General features: G+C 30.3%; 15 protein-coding genes, 1 tRNA gene and 1 pseudogene. 11 read left to right on the top strand and 6 right to left on the bottom strand.

The annotated features are described in order from the left end of the window. Positions 1-95 precede the first annotated feature (95 nt). Complete coding sequence (locus tag AAC008_RS02755; RefSeq protein WP_339887279.1) at positions 96-710, top strand: 2OG-Fe(II) oxygenase; 615 nt, start codon at positions 96-98, stop codon at positions 708-710. On the opposite strand, the gene AAC008_RS02760 is transcribed toward AAC008_RS02755, so the two are convergent. The 4 genes from AAC008_RS02760 to AAC008_RS02775 all read right to left on the bottom strand — a co-directional run bounded on the left by AAC008_RS02760 (position 697) and on the right by AAC008_RS02775 (position 8,412). Further along, positions 697-4,770 (bottom strand): choice-of-anchor L domain-containing protein, encoded by a 4,074-nt coding sequence (locus AAC008_RS02760; protein ID WP_339887281.1) that lies wholly within the window; start codon positions 4,768-4,770, stop codon positions 697-699. The two genes, AAC008_RS02755 and AAC008_RS02760, sit on opposite strands and share 14 nt — an antisense overlap. 121 nt (positions 4,771-4,891) lie before the next feature. After that, positions 4,892-4,965: transfer RNA gene (locus AAC008_RS02765), tRNA-Asn, on the bottom strand. Between the two features lie 110 nt (positions 4,966-5,075). After that, entirely contained in the window at positions 5,076-6,398 is a 1,323-nt protein-coding gene (rseP, locus tag AAC008_RS02770; RefSeq protein WP_339887282.1) for an RIP metalloprotease RseP, read from the bottom strand. 73 nt (positions 6,399-6,471) lie between these two features. Continuing rightward, positions 6,472-8,412: a M1 family aminopeptidase gene (locus AAC008_RS02775; RefSeq protein ID WP_339887283.1), complete on the bottom strand. Its 1,941-nt coding sequence runs from the start codon at positions 8,410-8,412 to the stop codon at positions 6,472-6,474. A gap of 158 nt (positions 8,413-8,570) precedes the next feature. Between AAC008_RS02775 and serS the strand changes: the two genes are divergently transcribed. The 5 genes from serS (at position 8,571) to mgtE (ending at position 14,198) form a co-directional block, all read left to right on the top strand. Further along, on the top strand, positions 8,571-9,842 hold the full coding sequence (gene serS, locus AAC008_RS02780; RefSeq protein ID WP_339887284.1) for a serine--tRNA ligase: 1,272 nt from the start codon (positions 8,571-8,573) through the stop codon (positions 9,840-9,842). An 84-nt stretch (positions 9,843-9,926) separates the two neighbouring features. Continuing rightward, complete coding sequence (locus AAC008_RS02785) at positions 9,927-11,702, top strand: tetratricopeptide repeat protein (RefSeq protein WP_339887286.1); 1,776 nt, start codon at positions 9,927-9,929, stop codon at positions 11,700-11,702. Positions 11,703-11,716: 14 nt separating this feature from the next. Next, positions 11,717-12,040, top strand: coding sequence for a DUF4286 family protein (locus AAC008_RS02790; RefSeq protein ID WP_339887287.1), 324 nt, complete (start codon positions 11,717-11,719; stop codon positions 12,038-12,040). A 39-nt stretch (positions 12,041-12,079) separates the two neighbouring features. After that, complete coding sequence (gene rsmA / locus AAC008_RS02795) at positions 12,080-12,856, top strand: 16S rRNA (adenine(1518)-N(6)/adenine(1519)-N(6))-dimethyltransferase RsmA (RefSeq protein ID WP_339887289.1); 777 nt, start codon at positions 12,080-12,082, stop codon at positions 12,854-12,856. Next, positions 12,846-14,198 carry a magnesium transporter gene (gene mgtE, locus AAC008_RS02800; protein ID WP_339887291.1) on the top strand — a complete coding sequence of 451 codons (1,353 nt, stop codon included), beginning with the start codon at positions 12,846-12,848 and terminating at the stop codon, positions 14,196-14,198. The genes rsmA and mgtE overlap by 11 nt, the downstream gene beginning before the upstream one ends. On the opposite strand, the gene AAC008_RS02805 is transcribed toward mgtE, so the two are convergent. Further along, on the bottom strand, positions 14,195-14,869 hold the full coding sequence (locus tag AAC008_RS02805) for a hypothetical protein (RefSeq protein WP_339887292.1): 675 nt from the start codon (positions 14,867-14,869) through the stop codon (positions 14,195-14,197). The two genes, mgtE and AAC008_RS02805, sit on opposite strands and share 4 nt — an antisense overlap. Positions 14,870-14,944: 75 nt before the next feature. Between AAC008_RS02805 and AAC008_RS02810 the strand changes: the two are divergent. The 5 genes and pseudogenes from AAC008_RS02810 to AAC008_RS02830 all read left to right on the top strand — a co-directional run. After that, a pseudogene (locus tag AAC008_RS02810) lies at positions 14,945-15,895 on the top strand (2-hydroxyacid dehydrogenase); the annotation flags it as partial. Between the two features lie 42 nt (positions 15,896-15,937). Beyond that, positions 15,938-16,303: a VOC family protein gene (locus tag AAC008_RS02815; RefSeq protein WP_339887705.1), complete on the top strand. Its 366-nt coding sequence runs from the start codon at positions 15,938-15,940 to the stop codon at positions 16,301-16,303. A 41-nt stretch (positions 16,304-16,344) separates the two neighbouring features. Next, entirely contained in the window at positions 16,345-16,731 is a 387-nt protein-coding gene (locus AAC008_RS02820) for a DUF4234 domain-containing protein (protein WP_339887293.1), read from the top strand. Positions 16,732-16,859: 128 nt separating this feature from the next. Beyond that, the gene (locus tag AAC008_RS02825; RefSeq protein ID WP_339887295.1) at positions 16,860-17,171 is read left to right on the top strand and encodes a DUF2752 domain-containing protein; all 312 of its coding nucleotides are present in this window, start codon (positions 16,860-16,862) and stop codon (positions 17,169-17,171) included. A 40-nt stretch (positions 17,172-17,211) separates the two neighbouring features. Then, the gene (locus tag AAC008_RS02830; RefSeq protein ID WP_339887296.1) at positions 17,212-17,613 is read left to right on the top strand and encodes a DUF805 domain-containing protein; all 402 of its coding nucleotides are present in this window, start codon (positions 17,212-17,214) and stop codon (positions 17,611-17,613) included. Between the two features lie 20 nt (positions 17,614-17,633). Here AAC008_RS02830 and AAC008_RS02835 read toward each other — a convergent pair whose 3' ends face one another. Next, on the bottom strand, positions 17,634-19,439 hold the full coding sequence (locus tag AAC008_RS02835; protein ID WP_339887297.1) for a lysophospholipid acyltransferase family protein: 1,806 nt from the start codon (positions 19,437-19,439) through the stop codon (positions 17,634-17,636). Positions 19,440-19,565 lie beyond the last annotated feature (126 nt).

Consider the following 19,565-nt stretch of genomic DNA (forward strand, 5'->3'; position numbering starts at 1 on the left):
AAATATACAAAACGAAGTTTTAGGTCGGTTTTAATAATTCAATTAATTTTTAGTTTACATTCGCACGTTATTTGTCCTTTCAGGTAACCTACACCATGGAAGAAAGTTTTGAAGAATTGATTTCGAGTTATATTGACAGTAAAACAGGTATTTCTAAAGACTTTTTAAGCGAAGCTTTAGCGAATAATCTAAAAAACAATTTGATTAAATTATACAAAGACGAAGAGTTAAAATCTGCTGGAATAGGACATTTTGGAACTTTTGCAAAAAATAAAGAGATTCGAAGTGATGTCATCTATTGGTTAGATAAAGAAAACAATAACCCTCATGAAATGGAGTTTTTTACTCTAATTGAAGATTTTATAGCTTATCTAAATAAAGAATGTTTTACTGGAATAAAAAGCTATGAATTTCACTATGCTTTGTATAAACCTGGAACTTTTTATAAACGACATTTAGATCAATTTCAAGACACAAGCAATCGTCAATTTTCCATGATAACTTATTTGAATGTGGGTTGGAAAGAAGGTGATGGAGGTGAGTTGAAAGTTTATGATGGTGAAAAATCACAAACAGTTAGTCCAACCAATCGTAAAACTGTTTTTTTTAAAAGTAATGAATTAGAACACGAAGTTTTAGAAACCAACCAATTAAGATTAAGTATAACTGGTTGGCTTCGAAAAGATCTTATTGATGTTATCGTTTCATAGCAAAGTGAGATTTAAATTCTCTTGCTTCTCCATTTTCATTAAAATAATTAACTACAAACCAATAATCTGTAGCGGGTAAATCATAACCATCTAGTTTTCCATCCCAACCAAAACCTGATGTTTTAAATTGTTTGATGAATTTTCCATATCTATCAAACACGGAAATAACTGCATTTGTACTATTTCTTAAATCCCAGATATTCCATGTGTCATTATATCCATCTCCATTTGGGGTAAAGTATTTTGGATATTTTAAAACAGTAGCAGTTACAAATATATCATTACAATTTCCTAAAATATCTCTTACATATATTATGTGCTCGCCAGATGACACATTATAAAAAACATTGTTAGACTGAAAACCACCTATATTATCTAATTGATATTCATATTCGCCATAACCATTTAAAATATTTATAGTTATTGAGGCACTATCATCAAAATCAGTTGAAACTATTGCTTCAGCAACGGCATAACTAGATTGTGAAACTAAAACAGTTGTAGTGTTATAATTACAATTTGAGCCAGAATCTGGAGTTAATTTAATAGTTTCAATTGTATATGTTCCTATTTGGGTAGCATTATACGATGGACCAGTATGAATTAGGTTGTTGTTAAAATACCAATTAACTGTAAAAAGTGAAGGGTTTAGGTTAGTGTCAATGAACGCTGGCTGGATAACATCGTTGGTTAGTGGATTAACACACATAAAAGCTTCTTGTAGATCCAAATCTAATAAAGGATAAATTGTTAAAGTAAAAGAGGTTTCATCATTACAATTCACGTTATTAAAAGCCGTACCATAAACATAAATAGTGTAAGTTCCAGGTGTGTTTATGCTATAGTCGGCCAAATTAATGATATCAGTTCCATTCTGACTCAAATAATAATTTACGTTATAACTTGAATTATCTAAAGGAGGTAAAGTATAAGTTCCACACTTTATGACATCTGAAAAACTTGGTAATACAGGAGTTTCTGAAATTGTAATTGTAAAAGAATCTTCGTCACTACAAAAAAAGCGTCCTCCATTTTGTGCATAAACATAAATCGTATAAGTACCCGGTGTGTTAAAAGTAAAGTCTAAAGTAGAAATAGGATCAATACCACCAGTTTGCCAGAAATAGTTTCCAATTGTTAAAGCAGGTAAAGTAAAAGTGTCACATTCTGTAATATCATTAAAAGTACCTACCTCTACGCCCAAGTAGTTTACCTGAAAAAGAGTTTCAGCATAACAACCATTAGCGTCTAGTGCCTCATTGAATATATATATAACTTGAGTTGTTGTAATTGCAGTGCCATTAGGTATTATATTTCCATTTCCTGCGGGTTCAGTGTAATATGTTCCATGTATTAAATTTGGCAACACAAATGGGTTACAGCTAAATATATCTGTAAAATTTTCTACCTGAGGTAAGGGAACAATTTCAACATTGAATGAAGTTTGATCAGAACAACCATTTAATATATCGTAAATGTATATGGTTTGTGTAGTAGAAATAATATCTCCAGCATTTAGCATTGTTCCACCACCATTAGTGGCTGTATAATAATTTCCACCAGACAATACAGGTAATTCAAAAGGATTGTTTGCACAACGAATTTCATCATTTAAATCATCAACAACTGGTTTTGGTTTAATAGTTATAGGTAATGTAAAAGTAGAAGTACAATTAGGTGTAGAAGTTGTATTTGCAAAAATATAAATGGTTTGTGAACTTGTAATAACAGTTCCGGCAGGAATGATTGTACCTTGACCTCCAATTTGTGTATAATAATTACCTACGATTAATGCTGGTAAAGTATAGCTTCCACAGACTACTTTAGGGGTTGGTTGGTTTAAAATAGCTACATAAAAAGAAGTCTCATTAGTACAAGTGCCATTATCAGCAAAAATATAAATAGTATCGGTTGTTGTTAAAGTATTTCCAGCAAATAAAGGAGTTCCTCCGCCATTTGTTTCTGTGAAATAATTTCCGTTTGAAATTGGTTGTAACGTATAGCTTCCACAAGTTATAACATCATTTAATGAGTCAACAGGTGGTAATATGTGAATTATTAAAGGATATGCTTCTTCTCTACAAAAAACACCATTAAATGCTACATAAAAATAAATAGTTTGATTAGTGGTTATTACTGTTCCTTCTGGGATAAGAACACCTGTCCCAGATGGGCCACCTGTATCTGAATAAAAATCACCAGCTTTAGGTTTAGGAACTACAAATTGACCACAATGTTCTAGATCAATTTCATATTCATCCATGAATGTTGCTAAAAAAGAAGTTTGATTTGTACAACCATTGGCATCTGGACCGTTGTAAATATAATAAGTTCCTGTTTCGTCAATTATGTCATTTGCATTTAATTGATTGCCAGAACCATTTGGACCAGTGTAATATGCTCCATTTGTTAGCGCAGGAAGTGTAAAGTTTTCACAAGCAATAACCTCTGGAATTGAATCCACTTGCGGTAAAGGGTTTACTATAATTTGAAAACTAGTTACAGCAAAACAACTTGAATTTGAAGTACTTTCAACCCTTACCCAAATTGTTCTAGGAGAAGTTGCTGATGTTATAGTTGCTGATGAACTTGTAGCATTTGTATTGTTTGTAGCATTTACTTCTGAATTAAAATATGTAATGGTCAAATTATTTGAACTTTGTCCATTTAATATTTGACTATTTTGAGTTGTTAAATCTATAGTTAAAGAAGCCGCATTATTGCATAAATTTATATTATTTGGTTGATTTGCTATAACAGGACTGTTTACCAATAAATCAAATGAATATTGAGCACTACAAAATGTATTATTGCTAATGTTAAAAAGCTTAATATATATTGTTTCATTACCACTACTAGCATAAGTATTTAAACTTGAAGAAGGTATCGAATTATTGGCATTTACATTAGCTATTGAATTATAATAAAAAATTTGATATTGGCTTGAATTAATTCCTAAAGCAGTAGCATTATTTTGGGTTAAATCAAATGTGTAATTGTTGGTTCCATTATTACATAGATATAAGTCTTGAGGAGGATTTACTTGTAAGTCGGTAAAGACAATTGTATCTGTTAATTGACATGTTGTACCAGCTTTAACAACAGTTACTTTATAAGTTCCAGCTTGAGTAATATTCAAAGTATTATTTGTTTCACTAGAAATTACAACTCCATTTAAGCTCCATGTATGAGAGTATTCAGTGGCATCTAGGCCAGACGTAATAGAAGTGTTGTTTCCTAAGCATAAACTTGAATCTGGACCTAAATTAATAGTACTGTTAAAACTTCCTGCAGAGACAAAAACAGCTGAATCATAATCAGCATCATTGTAATCACCAATTACAAGTTTTATTCTATATGGATTGTTTGGAATAGTAGTGGCAGAGGCATTTAATACTTGAGTAAATCCGCGCATATTTAAACTTGAAACAGCAGGATTATTTACATTATAAATATTAAACAAACTTGGATTGACAGAGCTACAAGAAGAATTATAAGCATTATTTCTAATGTCTTTTACAGAAATCGGAGTGCTTGTTCCAGGAACAACTGCAATATTTGTAGTAACACCAGTTGTTAAATCTGTAAGTAAAAAGGCAAATACATCACTAAAGCCACATTGAAATTCACCATATTCATTAGAGGCAAATAAAAATCTAAAATTGAAATTATTAGATATTGGAATAAAATCAAATTCTAGATAAGCGGCATCGGTTATTGTTGAGGTTTGTCCAGAGCTATTGCTTAAATTTTGAAGATCAACATCGCTATTAGAATTTACTTGACTACTTAAGTTATTTCCAGTGTAAGTTCCTTCAGAATGTTGTGCTATTCCATTTCGGATAACAACACCTTGAGTTATTGGAAAGGCAGAACCATTCTTATTAAAATAAGCCACAGACTGACCTGAGGAGTATGAAATGTTGGTTGGTGTAATACAAGAGTTAGTAACCAATAGATTAGCTAAATCTGAAGCTGAATAGCTATTACTATCAACAGTAATAGTTTGACCATAGCTTATGAATGAACATAAACATATAAAAGAGATTAATTTTTTCATCGATTGGGGCTTAATGAAATGATTAATAATTAAGTAGCAAATATATACAATAAAATTTAAACGAAATTTTAGAGAAAAAAGTATATAAAAAAAGCCTAACATTGCTGTTAGGCTTTTAAAGCTCCCTCTCTTGGGCTCGAACCAAGGACCCTCTGATTAACAGTCAGATGCTCTAACCAACTGAGCTAAGAAGGAAACTATATATTTTAATCTCAATAATTCTCTTTATGTGCCAAGGTTTAACCCTTTTTGCGAGTGCAAATATAGCACTCATTTTTCTTTTTACAAACTTTTTTTAATAAATTTTAAAATAATTTATCTACTACTAATTGATAAATATCTTTACCAAAGGTTAAAGCCATCAAAGTCAATAAGATAATCATTCCAAAGGTCTGCACTCTTTCTGCTGCTTTTACACTTAAAGTTTTTCCAGTTATCATTTCTACTATAGTAAAAAGAGCATGTCCACCATCTAAACCTGGAATAGGTAATAAATTAATAAAAGCTAAACCAATTGAAAATAAAGCTGTAAAATTCCAAATAAACTCCCAATTCCACTCATCAGGTAAAATTCTTGCAATTCCAACTGGACTTTTTACTTGTTTATAGGCTTCGGTTTTTGGACTTAAAATTAATTTAAATTGTTTTACATTATAAACTAATAACTGCCAAGCTTCTTTTGCAGCTGCAGGAGCTGCGTCGCCAATGCTTAATTTGTTTATTATTTGATAGTCTTTTATTTCTTTAAAAGTTGGTCTAAAGCCAATTTTACCGTCTTTATCAACTAATGTTTTTATTGATAATGGATTTCCATTTCTCAATATATCAATTGTTATAGAATCATTTTTATTTTTTTCTAATTCTAAAGTAAGTTTGTCATAAAATGGAATTTTTACTCCATTTACTCCAACTATTAAATCTTCTTTTTTAAAACCTGAATTTATTGTATTTGCACTTGTTAAAGAATCTACAATTGCATTTATCAATCTTGGACCAGCAAAACTTTTTCCTTCTTTACTAATGATTTCACCTTTTTGTTCTTCAGTTAAATCTAGCTCCATTTTTTTACCATCACGTTCTATTTCGATTTTATCGCTTAATAAAACATCAATAATCATCCAATTGAATTTTGGTTGTAATTTTCCATCAACGGATAAAATTCTATCTCCATCTTTAAATCCAACGCTTTTTCCAACTTCTCCAAAAGACAAACCATTTTTTTGAATAACTTCTGTCGAAACATATTTTTGTCCAACTGTCGAAAACATGATTAAATAAATAAACCAAGCCAAAAGAATATTTACAATAATTCCACCAAGCATGATTATTAAACGTTGCCATGCTGGTTTTGCTCTAAATTCCCATTCTTCTGGTTCGCTGTTCATTTGTTCAACATCCATACTTTCATCAATCATTCCTGAAAGCTTAACATAACCACCAATTGGTAACCAACCAATTCCCCATTCAGTTTCTCCAATTTTTTTCTTAACTAAAGAAAATCCTGCGTCCATAAAAAGATAGAATTTTTCTACTCTTACTTTGAATATTTTGGCCGCTAAATAATGACCAAACTCATGAAGAATAACTAATACGGATAATATAAATAGAATTTGTGCTACTTGAATCATTGTTGTATTTAATTTTATAAGCGACAAAAGTAAGGTTTTCGCCTTACTTCTGACAATTATTTTTTAAAAGGATTTATTTTTTTAATAGATTTTTAATTACGACTCCTTCATTTGTATAAATTCTAGCAATGAATAGACCAGTTGACAAATCTTCTATATTAAATTGAGAAGTGGTTTTTGTTGAAATTAATTGACCTAAAGTATTATATATTTCTACTTTTTCAAGAAATATAGTATCAGGAACTATTAATTCTACAAATGAATTTGCAGGATTAGGAGATAATATGATAGATTCTTGCAATTCAAAAATTGAATTAGCTAAAGCAGTTGTGTTGTTTTTAGAAATAAGGTGTTTATTTGGATCAAAAGTTACACCAGTTACAGCAAAAGGAACATTTACAATAAATTGTTGCCCGTTTGAACTATTTTCTAATCTAGCATCAAAAACTTGACTTCCAGCACCCGTTAAGCGAACTTCAATTGGCATTTCAAAATAAGAAACACTAGAATGCGATTGTGTTTGGTTAACCGTAATTTGAACTTGACCAGAATTTATTGGAGTAGTATTTATTGTATAGGTTGGATATCCTTGATTATATATCCAGTCGTTAAAAAATTCAGTTAATGAACTTCCATAAACAGCTTCTAAATGTGCTTGTAAATTTGGTGTTAAAGCATAAGCATAAGCAAGATTAGAATCATTCAAATAATTACGTAACGCTTGAAAAAACATAACATCACCCATTTTCCATCGCAACATTTCTAAAACCATTGCCCCTTTATTGTATGATAATCTACTGCTAAAAATTCGATTAACATTTTCAGCTTCAGTTTCTGTTAGATAAACAGCTCCACCTAGTTGAGAAGTGATATTGTTAATCATGTTATTTTTATCACTAACAAAAGCTGCAGCTCCATCTAAATTTTCTATTACTAAGGAAGCCAAATAGGTTGCAAAACCTTCATTTAACCAAATATCTCTCCACGAGCCACAAGTAATTTTATCTCCAAACCATTGATGACCTAATTCATGTGCAATTAAACTTCTACTGTAAGCACCAAGCCCATTCGCAGTCATAAATGAGACAGTAGTATGTTCCATTCCACCACCCCAACCAAATTGAGCATGACCATATTTTTCGTTTCTAAAAGGATAAGGTGTGAATGTAGCTTCAAAGAAGTTCATTATAGTTGGTGTAATTGCAACGCTGGCAATATTATTTGTAGCAGTTTCGGGATACATGTAGTTTACAATTGGAAAAAACGGACTTGCAACAGTTCCTAAACCAGCTTGTTGATTGTGAATTTGATAATTTGTTACTGCAATAGCAATTAAATAAGCCGGAATAGGATATCCATGATGAAAATGTGTAGTTTTATTTGAACCGTTTGTGGTTTGAGAAACTTCTAATCCATTTGTAACACTTGTGTATTGAGAAGGTGCTGTAATATAAACATCTATACTATTTACTTTATCATTTAAATCTTGCTTACAAGGCCACCAGTCTCTTGCTCCAAATGGCTCAGATAATGTCCATAAAACAGGTGTTCCATTATGGGTAGTTGTATTAAACGAACCAAAACCATTACTTTCAGGTGGTCCAGCGTAAGTAATTACAACTGTAGCATTTGTTCCTGTAGGAATTGCAGTTGGAAAATCTATAACCAATTCTTTATTGGTGTTTTGTGTAAAAATTAAAGATTGACCGTTTCTAGTAACAGAATTAACAGTCATAGAATCACTCATGTCAAAAGTTACAGTATTCATATTTGCTAATGCTGTAAAAGTAGTTGTTACAATTCCACCAATATAATAAGTTGCAGGATCAACAGTAAAACGCAATTCGTGATAAGTAATGTCGTAATTTTGAGTATTTGGATTTACCGTTAAATTTTGTGTTTTTGCAGCTGATTTCATTTCAGCTTCAACCATTTTTTCAAATTCAGAAGAATCTGTCTGAGCAAATGTTATTGAGCTTAAAATCAGTACAAATAGGAGTATGATTTTTTTCATTTTTTTAGAATTTTACCCAAATGTAAAGTTTTTTTCTGAAGATAGTTTTTATATTATCTAAATTTTAAGGAAATTAAAAGAAATTTAGCAACTGTTTTGCGCTATTTTTAGCATCTAAACTTTCTATTTTATACATTTGCAATCTTAAATAATTTACTATGTTACAAATACAATTTATTAGAGAAAACAAGGAAGAAGTTATTACTCGATTAGCCAAGAAAAACATGGATGCTAAATCGATTGTTGAAGATATAATTAACTTTGATGAAAAAAGAAGATCAACACAAGTTGCTCTTGATACAATTCTTGCGGAATCCAATAAAGTATCCAAAGACATTGGTGATTTAATGCGTAATGGCGAAAAAGCTAAAGCGGAAATACTAAAAAGTAAAACAACTGATTTTAAAGAGCAAACAGAAGTATTAAAAGAAACTCTAAACACTGTTACAGCTCAGTTAGAAGAAGAATTATATAAATTACCAAATTTACCAGCAGAAATAGTTCCAAACGGAAAAACTCCTGAAGAAAATGAAAATATTTTTGAAGAAGGAACTATTCCAACTCTTCATGAAGGAGCATTACCTCATTGGGAATTAATAAAAAAATACGACATCGTAGATTTTGAATTAGGTACAAAAATAACGGCACCAGGTTTTCCAGTTTATAAAGGAAAAGGAGCTAAATTACAACGTGCTTTAATTTCTTATTTCTTAGATAAAAATATTGATGCAGGATATCAAGAGTATCAAGTGCCTCTTTTGGTAAATGAAGCATCAGCTTATGGAACAGGACAGTTACCTGATAAAGAAGGTCAAATGTATCATGATGCAAAAGACAACTTGTATTTAATTCCAACAGCAGAAGTTCCGGTAACCAACATTTTTAGAGATGTAATTCTTCAAGAAAATGAATTACCAGTTTTAGCAACAGGCTATACACCTTGTTTTAGAAGAGAAGCTGGTTCTTGGGGAGCACACGTTAGAGGTTTAAATCGTTTACATCAATTTGATAAAGTTGAAATTGTACGAATTGAACATCCTGACAACTCATACAAAGCTTTAGATATGATGGTGGAACATGTAAAAGAGATTTTAAACGAATTAAAATTACCATATAGAATTTTACGTTTATGTGGTGGTGATATGAGTTTTGCTTCAGCATTAACCTATGACTTTGAAGTATATTCAACAGCTCAAGAACGTTGGTTAGAAATAAGTTCTGTTTCTAATTTTGAAACTTTCCAAGCCAATAGATTAAAATTAAGATTCAAAGATAAAGACGGAAAAAACCAATTAGCACATACGTTGAATGGAAGTTCATTAGCCTTACCAAGAGTTTTAGCCGGAATTTTAGAAAACTATCAAACACCAGAAGGAATTGTAATTCCAGAAGTATTAAGAAGGTACACAGGATTTGATATCATTGACTAATAAACGTTAATCTTTATAAAAACAATGTACTAAATTGGCATAAAAAATGTTACTTTAGTACATTATTTTTTTCTAAGTAATTGTATGAGAAAACTTTTTATCACATTTTTATTATTTGTTTCACTGTTTGTTTCTGCTCAATCTGAGCAGTTAGCCTACAATTATTTTGATAGAGGTGAATTTGATAAAGCGATTACTTTACTTGAAGAAATTGTTGTGAAACAGCCAGGAAATCCTGCGTTTTTTCAAAAAATGATTGAATGTTATCAACAATTAAAACAATACGATAAAGCAGAAACGGCTATTTTATATAAAATGAAAATTTCTAAAACACCTACCTTATATGTAGAATTAGGCTATAATTTTCAATTACAAAAGAACGAAGCTAAAGCAACTGAAAATTATAATTTAGCTATAGAACAAGTCGTTTTGCAATCCAATTATGCTTATTCTGTAGCATCGGTATTTGAACAAAAAACATTGTTAGATTGGGCAATCAAAGCATATGAAGTTGGGAAATTAGGAAATCCAAATTTAAACTTTGATTATCAAGTGGCTTTGTTAAACGGCCAAATGGGAAATTTAGATTTAATGGTCGAAAAACTATTAGATTATTCTTTTAGTAATCAAAATAATACTCCACTTGTTCAAAATCAATTGACTAGATTTATCAGCGAAGATACTGAAGGAAATTTTACAGAATATATTAAAAAATCACTTTTATTAAGAGTTCAAAAAAATCAGGATATTTATTGGAATCAATTTTTGAGTTGGTATTTTATGCAACAAAAAGAATATGGAAAAGCCTTTACACAAGAAAAAGCAATCTATAAACGAAATCCCGAAGGTTTTTATAATATTGTAAATTTAGCCAAGTTTGCAATGGAAGAAAAAGAAAATGAAACAGCAAAAACCATTTTTCAATTCATTTTAGAAAATACACAAGATTACGGTTTACAAATTATGGCTCACGATTTTTTAATTTCAATGCAAATTGAAGAATCTTCAGAAAAAGAATATTCAACAATACAGCAGACAATTGAAGGTTTAGTAAAACAATACGGAATTTCTCCTTATACTTTAGATTTGCAGCTATTGTCAGCACATTTTGATGCTTTTTATATGAAGCAATTTGATAAAGCAAAAGCTACTTTAGATAATGCATTATCTCTTAGATTAACACCAAGACAAGAAGCTGAAGTTAAGATGGAATTGGCTGATATTTTAGTTTTAGATGAAAAATTCAATCAAGCTATTTTGTACTATGCTCAAATTTCAGAAACCTTAAAAAATGATGAAAAATCACATGAGGCAAGTATGAAAATGGCTGAAACAAGTTATTACAAACAAGATTTCGATTGGGCATTACAACAAGTAAAAGTCTTAAAACAATCTTCAAGTTTATTGATTGCAAATAATGCCATCGAATTGTTTTTGCTAATTAGTGATAATTCAGCAGAAGATAGTACAAGAGTTGCTTTAAAAGCATTTTCAAAAGCAGATTTGCTAACTTATCAAAATAAGAATGAGCTAGCTTTGGCTCAGTTTTTAGAAATTCTTGAAAAACATAAAGGAGACACAATTGAAGATAATGCTCTTTTTAAAATCGCACAGATTTATGAAAAGAAGAAAGATTACACAAATGCTTTAGCTTACTACAAAAATATTTTAGACAATCATTCCGACGGAATTTATGCAGATGAAGCTTTATTTTATTCTGCCGAAATTTATCGAAAATACCTAAATGAAAATGACAAAGCCAAGCCATTATACGAAAAAATGATTTTTGAACACGCAGATAGTATTCATTTCACGGAAGCTCGAAAGCAATTCCGTTTGCTTCGTGGAGATGCTATTTAAGAAAACACAATTAAATGATTATATACAATGTTACCGTAAATATAGACCATTCAATTCATAACAAATGGTTGCAATGGATGCAAAACAAACACATTTCAGATGTTTTAGCAACTGGATTATTTAACAATGCAAGGTTTGTAAAAGTTATAGTAAATGAAGACGAAGGAGCAACCTATTCGGTTCAGTTCTTTTCAGATTCTAAAGAAAAACTAAACGACTATTACCAGAATCACGCACCAAGATTAAGACAAGAAAGCTTAGAGCTTTTTGGTGATAAAATGTTAGCATTCAGAACTGAATTAGAGGTGCTAAGTGAACATTTTCATTCTGAAAACTAGCCTAAAACCATTTACCCAAAACCCATTACCACACATAAAATGTCAGTAAAAGCAAAAAAACATTTAGGTCAACATTTCCTAACAGATGAATCCATCGCTCAAAGAATAGCAGATGCATTGACTTATTCGGGCTATTCAAAAACTATAGAAGTTGGTCCAGGAATGGGTGTTTTGACAAAATATATTCTAGAAAAACCTACAGAAACATTTGTAGTAGAAATTGATACAGAATCGGTTGAATATTTAAAAACGCATTATTTAAACTTAGCGAGTAATATTATTTCTAAGGATTTTTTAAAGTATGATTTAAATGAAGTCTTTAAAGGAGAACAATTTGCCATTATTGGAAACTTTCCTTATAATATTTCTTCTCAAATTCTTTTTAAAGCTATTGAAATGAGAAACCAAGTGCCAGAATTTGCTGGAATGTTTCAAAAAGAAGTAGCGCTGCGTATTTGCGAAAAAAAGGGAAGTAAAGTGTACGGAATTTTATCAGTTTTAACACAAGCATTTTTCGATGCTGAATATTTATTTACTGTTCCACCAGAAGTTTTTAATCCACCACCAAAAGTAGATTCAGGTGTTTTGCGTTTAACGCGAAAAGAAAATTTTACTTTGCCTTGCGACGAAAAATTATTCTTTAGAGTTGTAAAAACTTCATTTCAACAAAGAAGAAAAACATTAAGAAATAGTCTAAAAACCTTCGCATTTTCTGATAGTTTAAAAGAAGATGTTATCTTTGACCTTCGACCAGAACAACTTTCGGTTGAACAATTTATAGAAATTACCCAAAAAATAGCAGCCGATGGAGTTTAAAATCAGCAAAGAATTCATTGCTCAAATAGAGCAACTTATTAGTGAAAATAAAGAAAAAGAGTTAAATGACTTGCTTCTTGATCTTCACTTTGCTGATATTGCAGAAATTATGGACGAGCTTGATAGTCATGAAGCTAGTTATATTTTCAACACTTTAGATTCAGAAATAACAGCAGAAATTCTTTTAGAATTAGATGATGATGTTCGAGAAAAAATCCTTAGAAACCTATCGCCTAAAGAAATTGCAGAAGAGTTAGATGAGTTAAGTACAAATGATGCTGCTGATATTATTGGAGAACTTTCTAAAGAAAGAAAAGAACAAGTAATTTCTGAATTAGAAGACGTTGAGCATGCGAAAGATATTGTTGATTTACTTCGATATGATGAAGATTCTGCGGGTGGTTTGATGGCAAAAGAGTTGGTAAAAGTCAATGAAAATTGGAATGTACTTACTTGTGTTAAAGAAATGCGTGCTCAAGCTGAAAATGTGACACGAGTTCATTCTATTTATGTAGTTGATGATGAAAACCGATTAAAAGGAAGACTTTCATTAAAAGATTTATTAACAACTTCAACAAAAACACCAATTGGTGATATTTATATTGCAAAAGTAGATTACGTAAGAGTGGATACTGAGAATGTTGAGGTAGCTCGAATTATGCAAAAATATGACTTGGAAGCCATTCCGGTTGTAGATGAATTAGGAAGACTGGTTGGTCGTATTACTATTGATGACATTGTTGATGTAATTAAAGAAGAAGCTGATAAAGATTACCAATTAGCAGCAGGTATCTCGCAAGATGTTGAAGCAGATGATAGCATTTTTGAATTAACAAAAGCAAGATTGCCTTGGTTAGTTTTAGCTCTTTTCGGAGGATTTATTTCGGTTAAAGTATTAGGTTTATATGGACCAGCTATGGATGTTCATCCAGAATTGTTCTTTTTTACACCATTAATTGCGGCTATGGCAGGAAATGTTGGCGTACAATCTTCAGCAATTATTGTTCAAGGTTTGGCAAATAACGCATTGTCTGGTTCGTTATTTAAACGATTATTAAAAGAATTATCATTAGGCCTGTTAAACGGATTTATATTAGCCGTTCTATTAATTATAGGCAGCTATTTCTTGCTAAATATTGATGTAATAACAGGAATTACGGTTTCATTGGCCTTACTTTCAGTTATTATTATGGCATCTTTAATTGGAACTTTTATACCTATTGTTTTAGATAAATATGGAATTGATCCAGCACTTGCTACAGGACCATTTATAACAACTAGTAATGATATAATGGGAATTATAATTTTCTTTACAATTGCAAAAGTTATTTTAGGGTTTTAATCACAATCTTCAGGAATAATTAGTTCTTTTTTAATTGGAGTTATTTTTTCCAAAACCCACTTATCTGTAATTTTATTTTCCCAATTTGTATTATATTTTATTTTTAAAATTCCATTAGGAACAATCTTTTTATCCGTTTTCCATTCTTCATATACAATCGGACGATTAAAAAAGGGTAAAAACAAGGGGCTATTTTTATCTACTATAAAGTGAGACTGTGCTATGTTTTTTCTTTTTTGGTATTTTAAAGGTTTATTAGATTTTATTACATAATGAAAATAGGGAACTTTATCAATAATTGTGTCTTTTAAGTTTTCAAAATAATATTCCTTTACCTTATATTTATAATAATATTCTCCAGAGTACGAAAGAGCTTCACAAGTAACAGAAATAGACTTTGTGTTATTAAACGCATTCTCATTTACATTAGAATTAACTCTAGGTTGTTTAGTTCCATTCATATCTCCAAAATAAAGACCAATGTTTAAACTGTCTCTTTTAAAAACAAGGATGGAATAATTATTAGCTTCAGAATTAACATAATAAGTTGGATTTGAAATCAACTTAGTTGAATCAATTTCATTTTTATATTCCAATACATAATCAAAATCATAAACCTTTTGAGCATAAAAAGCTTGACTTATTAAAAGGAGTAAGAGTAGTTTTTTCATTTTATAAAAATATGATTTTAATTTAATTAGAAAAAGTTTTCTAAAAAAATTACCTTTAGCTTTTAAAATAAAACTATGTCGCCAAATACTATAAAAATCCTTCATATTGATTCTAATAATCCTTTATTATGGAATCAGTTAAAAGAGTTAGGATTCCAAAACGAAGAAGATTTTACATCAACTAAAGAAGAAATCGAAACCAAAATTCAGAAGTATCACGGAATTGTAATTCGCAGTCGTTTTAAAATTGATAAAACTTTTTTAGATAAAGCTACCAATCTGCAATTTATTGCTAGAGTTGGAGCTGGTTTAGAAAGTATAGATTGCGATTATGCAACTTCTAAAAACATTCAACTAATTGCTGCTCCAGAAGGAAATAGAAATGCTGTTGGTGAACAAGCATTGGGAATGATATTATCCCTTTTTAATAACCTTAACAAAGCTAACGCAGAAGTTAAAAACGGACAATGGAATCGTGAAGCCAATCGTGGTCATGAATTAGACGGAAAAACGGTTGGAATCATAGGTTATGGAAACATGGGAAAAGCTTTTGCAAAAAAATTAAGAGGTTTTGACCTAAAAGTTTTATGCTGTGATATTCAAGAAAATGTAGCTGATGCCAATGCAAAACAAGTCACTTTAAAAGAGCTTCAAGAAAAATCAGATGTGCTGAGTTTACACATTCCATGGACACAAGAAACAGATAAAATGGTGAATGCCGATTTTATAAATGCTTTTCAAAAGCCATTTTGGCTAATCAACACAGCTCGTGGAAAAAGTGTAGTGACTTCAGATTTAGTGGAAGCTTTAAAATCAGGAAAAGTTTTAGGTGCTGGTTTAGATGTTTTAGAATACGAAAAATTATCTTTCGAAAATCTATTTGACGCAGAAAGTAAAAACGAAAGTTTCGAATATTTGCGTCAAGCAGAAAACGTATTGTTAACACCACATATTGCTGGTTGGACTTTTGAAAGTCACGAAAAGCTCGCGCAAACAATTGTCGATAAAATCAAAACAATTTACAGTAAAGAAGAAATTCCAGAAGTTGAAGAAAAACGAGTTACAGGAATTGGTGGCTTTTTCTTCAAAACAGATAATCCTAAAGAAATTAAGGAATGGTACAAAAAGCATTTGGGTTTTAACACCGATGATTATGGCTGTACTTTTTGGTGGAAAGACGAAAAAGGAGACGATTGTTCTACACAATGGAGTACTTTTAAAAATGATACAAATTACTTTGAACCTTCAGAAAAACAGTTCATGCAAAACTTTAGAGTACATGACTTAGAAACATTATTAAAAAAATTAGTACAAGAAGGTGTAACAATTATAGATGAAATGCAGACTTATGAGTATGGAAAGTTTGCTTGGATTCTTGACCCAGAAAACAACAAAATTGAACTTTGGGAACCAATTGACTCAGCATTTCAATAAAAATAACTTTCTAAAAATAACTAACCAAAAACTAAAACAAAATGGAAACAACAAAAACACCAGAACAATGGAACCAACCTAACGGAAATATTCCTGTATTTAAAGTAGATCCAATTGTTGTATTGCTTTTAAGCTTTATAACTTGTGGATTATACTTAATTTATTGGAACATTAAAGTTGCCGAAGTAATTAACGCTGTTTCAAATAGAGAAGTAATTTCTACGCCAATAGCTGTGTTTTCTGGATGTTGTTTGCCAGTAAACTTATATTTTTACTACGTAATGGGAAAAGAAGGTTTGCCAAATGTTTATAAATTAACTAAAGAGTTGGAAAAAGATCAGTCAACTTTATTAATTATATTAGGATTATTTTTTCCTTTTGCAGCAGCTATGATTGTGCAAGGAGATATCAATAGATTATACTCATAAAACCTTTTGTTTTAAATAGAATTTTAGGTATTACAGGTGCTTTCGCAACACTTGTAATACCTTTTGTTTTATGGTTTCAGAACAGCAATAATTCTTTAGATACAGAACAGTCTTTATGTCCTTTAAAAATGGTTACTGGCTTTCCTTGTCCTTCATGTGGAATTACTAAATCAATAGTTTATTTTTATGATGGAAATTTACTTAAAAGTTTAAGCTATCATTTATTTGGACCATTGGTAGTTGGTTTTTGTCTTTTTATTATTGTTCTTTTTTTAGTGGAATTAAAAACAAAGAAAACTTACTTTAGAGCATGGTTTTTCAATAGAAAATTAGCGTATTATTTAGCTGCCTTTTTAATTGGCTATCACGTTATAAGACTTGTGCTTTTTATAAAAGAAAACAATTGGAATTCTATTATTGAACAATCAATTTGGGGGTAATTTAAAATATAATATTGTAAAAAAATTAAAAAAAATTATTATGTTAAATTGGTATAAGAAAGTTGTTGTTGAAAATTATGCAAATTTTAGTGGTAGAGCAAGAAGATCAGAATATTGGTATTTTGTCCTTTTTAATTTTCTATTTGCAATAGCTGCCTATTTAATAGATGTTAATTTGGGCCTAAATTTTGAAAAAGGTTCTGGAGGACCATTTTATTTAATATATATAATTGCAACTTTTATTCCAGGTTTAGCTGTTGCAATTAGAAGATTACATGATGTTGATAAAAGTGGTTGGTTTCTTTTAATTGTATTTATTCCTTTTATTGGAGGTATCTGGTTGTTAGTGTTGCTTTTTAGTGAAGGAACAATTGGTAAAAACAATTATGGACTAGATTCGAAAAGATACATAGACGAAATAAATGAAATAGGTAAAGAATAGAAATAAGTAATGAAAAAACACTACTTAAAATTCTTTTCCTTTTTTTCTAATTCAGCCTGAAATTCTTCCATAACAGGTTTTACAGTGCTTTCAGGTAAATCTGCAATTCTTATATACATTAAACCATCAACTGCATTGTTGAATAATGGATCAACATTAAAGGCAACCACGCGAGCGTTTTGCTTAATGTATTTCTTTATTAAAACAGGTAAACGAAGGCTTCCAGGTTCGATTTCATCAATAATTTTATCAAATTTATTCAAATCAGCTTCTGTTTCATTGAATACAAAATCCTTATCAGCATCCTTAAGTTTTACTTTGTATTCTTTTTTAGGATGAATATATTGAGCTATATAAGGATCGTAATAATGTGATTTCATAAACTCAATCATCAATGACTTTGAGAAATCAGTAAATTGATTGCTAATACTTACACCACCAATTAAATATTTATGTTCAGGAAAACGAAGTGTTGTGTGAACAATCCCTTTCCATAATAAGAAAAGAGGCATTGGTTTTAGTTGGTATTCTTTAGTAATAAAAGCTCTTCCCATTTCAATCGAACTATTCATCATATCGAATAACTCAGGTTCAAATCTAAAAAGTTCATGTAAATAAAACCCATCAATACCATGTTTTGGATATATGTGAGAACCAAGTCCCATTCTATATGCACCAGCTATTAATTGCGTTTCACTATCCCACAAAAACATGTGATGATAATATTTGTCGTATTGGTCAAGATCAATAGATTCGTTTGTTCCTTCACCAACCTCTCTAAAAGTAATTTCTCTTAAACGACCAATTTCATGTAAAATATTTGGAATTTTATCGGCAGTTATAAAGTAAACTTCATAGTTTTTACTTTGCAATAAACGACAATCATTTTCTTGACAATAAGCAACTTCTTCTAAAATTTGTTGATGATTTGCAGGTAAAACTATTTGTTTTGGTGGTTTTGGAGTAGATAAATTTAAATTAGGTGCTTTTAAAAAAGAACTTTCTTCTTCAAACGAATTAGAAAGCATGTAGGTTTTTCTTCTAAGAAATTCACCATAAGCTTCTATGTTTTCGATTTCGTTTTGTTCGTTTATTGAAATAGGCTTTCCTATTCTAACTTTAATAACTCGTTTTCTTTGTGTTAAAACTTCGCTTGGTAATTTAGCGGTTCTAAAAGTGTCATTTAATTTGCTTAAAAAATAAAACAACCTACTGTTTTTGGCATGAAAATATATAGGAACAACAGGTACATTTGCTTTTTTAATAAACTTCATAGCACCTTCTTCCCAAGGTTTGTCTACAACCAATTTTCCGTCTTTATAAGTAGAAACTTCTCCAGCAGGAAAAACACCAAGAGGCTTTCCATCGCTCAAATGACGTAATGCATCTTTTAGCCCGGCAACACTAGATTTGGCGTCTTTATGGTTTTCAAATGGATTAACAGGCATAATATAAGGCTTCATTGGCTCTATTCTATGCAATAAAAAATTGGCAATTATTTTAAAATTAGGCTCTTTTTCAAGCATTAATTTTAATAATAATATACCATCAATTCCACCCAATGGATGATTAGAGATGGTTATGTAAGCACCCTCTTTTGGCAAACGTTTTAAATCTTCTTCCGGAATTTCGAATTTAATTTCTAAGTCGTCAAGAAGCCCATCAAGAAAATCAACGCCTTCTAAATGTTTATTCCGATTGTATAATTTATTTATCGTAGATATTTTGGTCAACTTCATCAGTAACCATCCTGAAAAAGTTCCCATAAAACCATATTTGTCTAAATTAATAGCCTTGGCTACTTCTTTGGCAGAAACTAATCCCATTTTTATTGTTTTTTTGACCAGAAACAAAGATAAACAAAACAAATTAAATCAAAACTTTTAAAAAAACTATATTTTAACAAATGATTGTCAAACATAAAAATGCTAATAACGATGTTAATAAATATT

Origin of the sequence: uncultured Flavobacterium sp. (assembly GCF_963975515.1) — a bacterium.
Lineage (GTDB): Bacteria > Bacteroidota > Bacteroidia > Flavobacteriales > Flavobacteriaceae > Flavobacterium.

Bases quoted from the DNA above. Each gene is read 5' to 3' on its own strand.
- AAC008_RS02755 (WP_339887279.1), top strand. From the start codon at position 96: ATGGAAGAAAGTTTTGAAGAATTGATTTCGAGTTATATTGACAGTAAA.
- AAC008_RS02760 (WP_339887281.1), bottom strand. From the start codon at position 4,770: ATGAAAAAATTAATCTCTTTTATATGTTTATGTTCATTCATAAGCTAT.
- rseP (WP_339887282.1), bottom strand. From the start codon at position 6,398: ATGATTCAAGTAGCACAAATTCTATTTATATTATCCGTATTAGTTATT.
- AAC008_RS02775 (WP_339887283.1), bottom strand. From the start codon at position 8,412: ATGAAAAAAATCATACTCCTATTTGTACTGATTTTAAGCTCAATAACA.
- serS (WP_339887284.1), top strand. From the start codon at position 8,571: ATGTTACAAATACAATTTATTAGAGAAAACAAGGAAGAAGTTATTACT.
- AAC008_RS02785 (WP_339887286.1), top strand. From the start codon at position 9,927: ATGAGAAAACTTTTTATCACATTTTTATTATTTGTTTCACTGTTTGTT.
- AAC008_RS02790 (WP_339887287.1), top strand. From the start codon at position 11,717: ATGATTATATACAATGTTACCGTAAATATAGACCATTCAATTCATAAC.
- rsmA (WP_339887289.1), top strand. From the start codon at position 12,080: ATGTCAGTAAAAGCAAAAAAACATTTAGGTCAACATTTCCTAACAGAT.
- mgtE (WP_339887291.1), top strand. From the start codon at position 12,846: ATGGAGTTTAAAATCAGCAAAGAATTCATTGCTCAAATAGAGCAACTT.
- AAC008_RS02805 (WP_339887292.1), bottom strand. From the start codon at position 14,869: ATGAAAAAACTACTCTTACTCCTTTTAATAAGTCAAGCTTTTTATGCT.
- AAC008_RS02820 (WP_339887293.1), top strand. From the start codon at position 16,345: ATGGAAACAACAAAAACACCAGAACAATGGAACCAACCTAACGGAAAT.
- AAC008_RS02825 (WP_339887295.1), top strand. From the start codon at position 16,860: ATGGTTACTGGCTTTCCTTGTCCTTCATGTGGAATTACTAAATCAATA.
- AAC008_RS02830 (WP_339887296.1), top strand. From the start codon at position 17,212: ATGTTAAATTGGTATAAGAAAGTTGTTGTTGAAAATTATGCAAATTTT.
- AAC008_RS02835 (WP_339887297.1), bottom strand. From the start codon at position 19,439: ATGGGATTAGTTTCTGCCAAAGAAGTAGCCAAGGCTATTAATTTAGAC.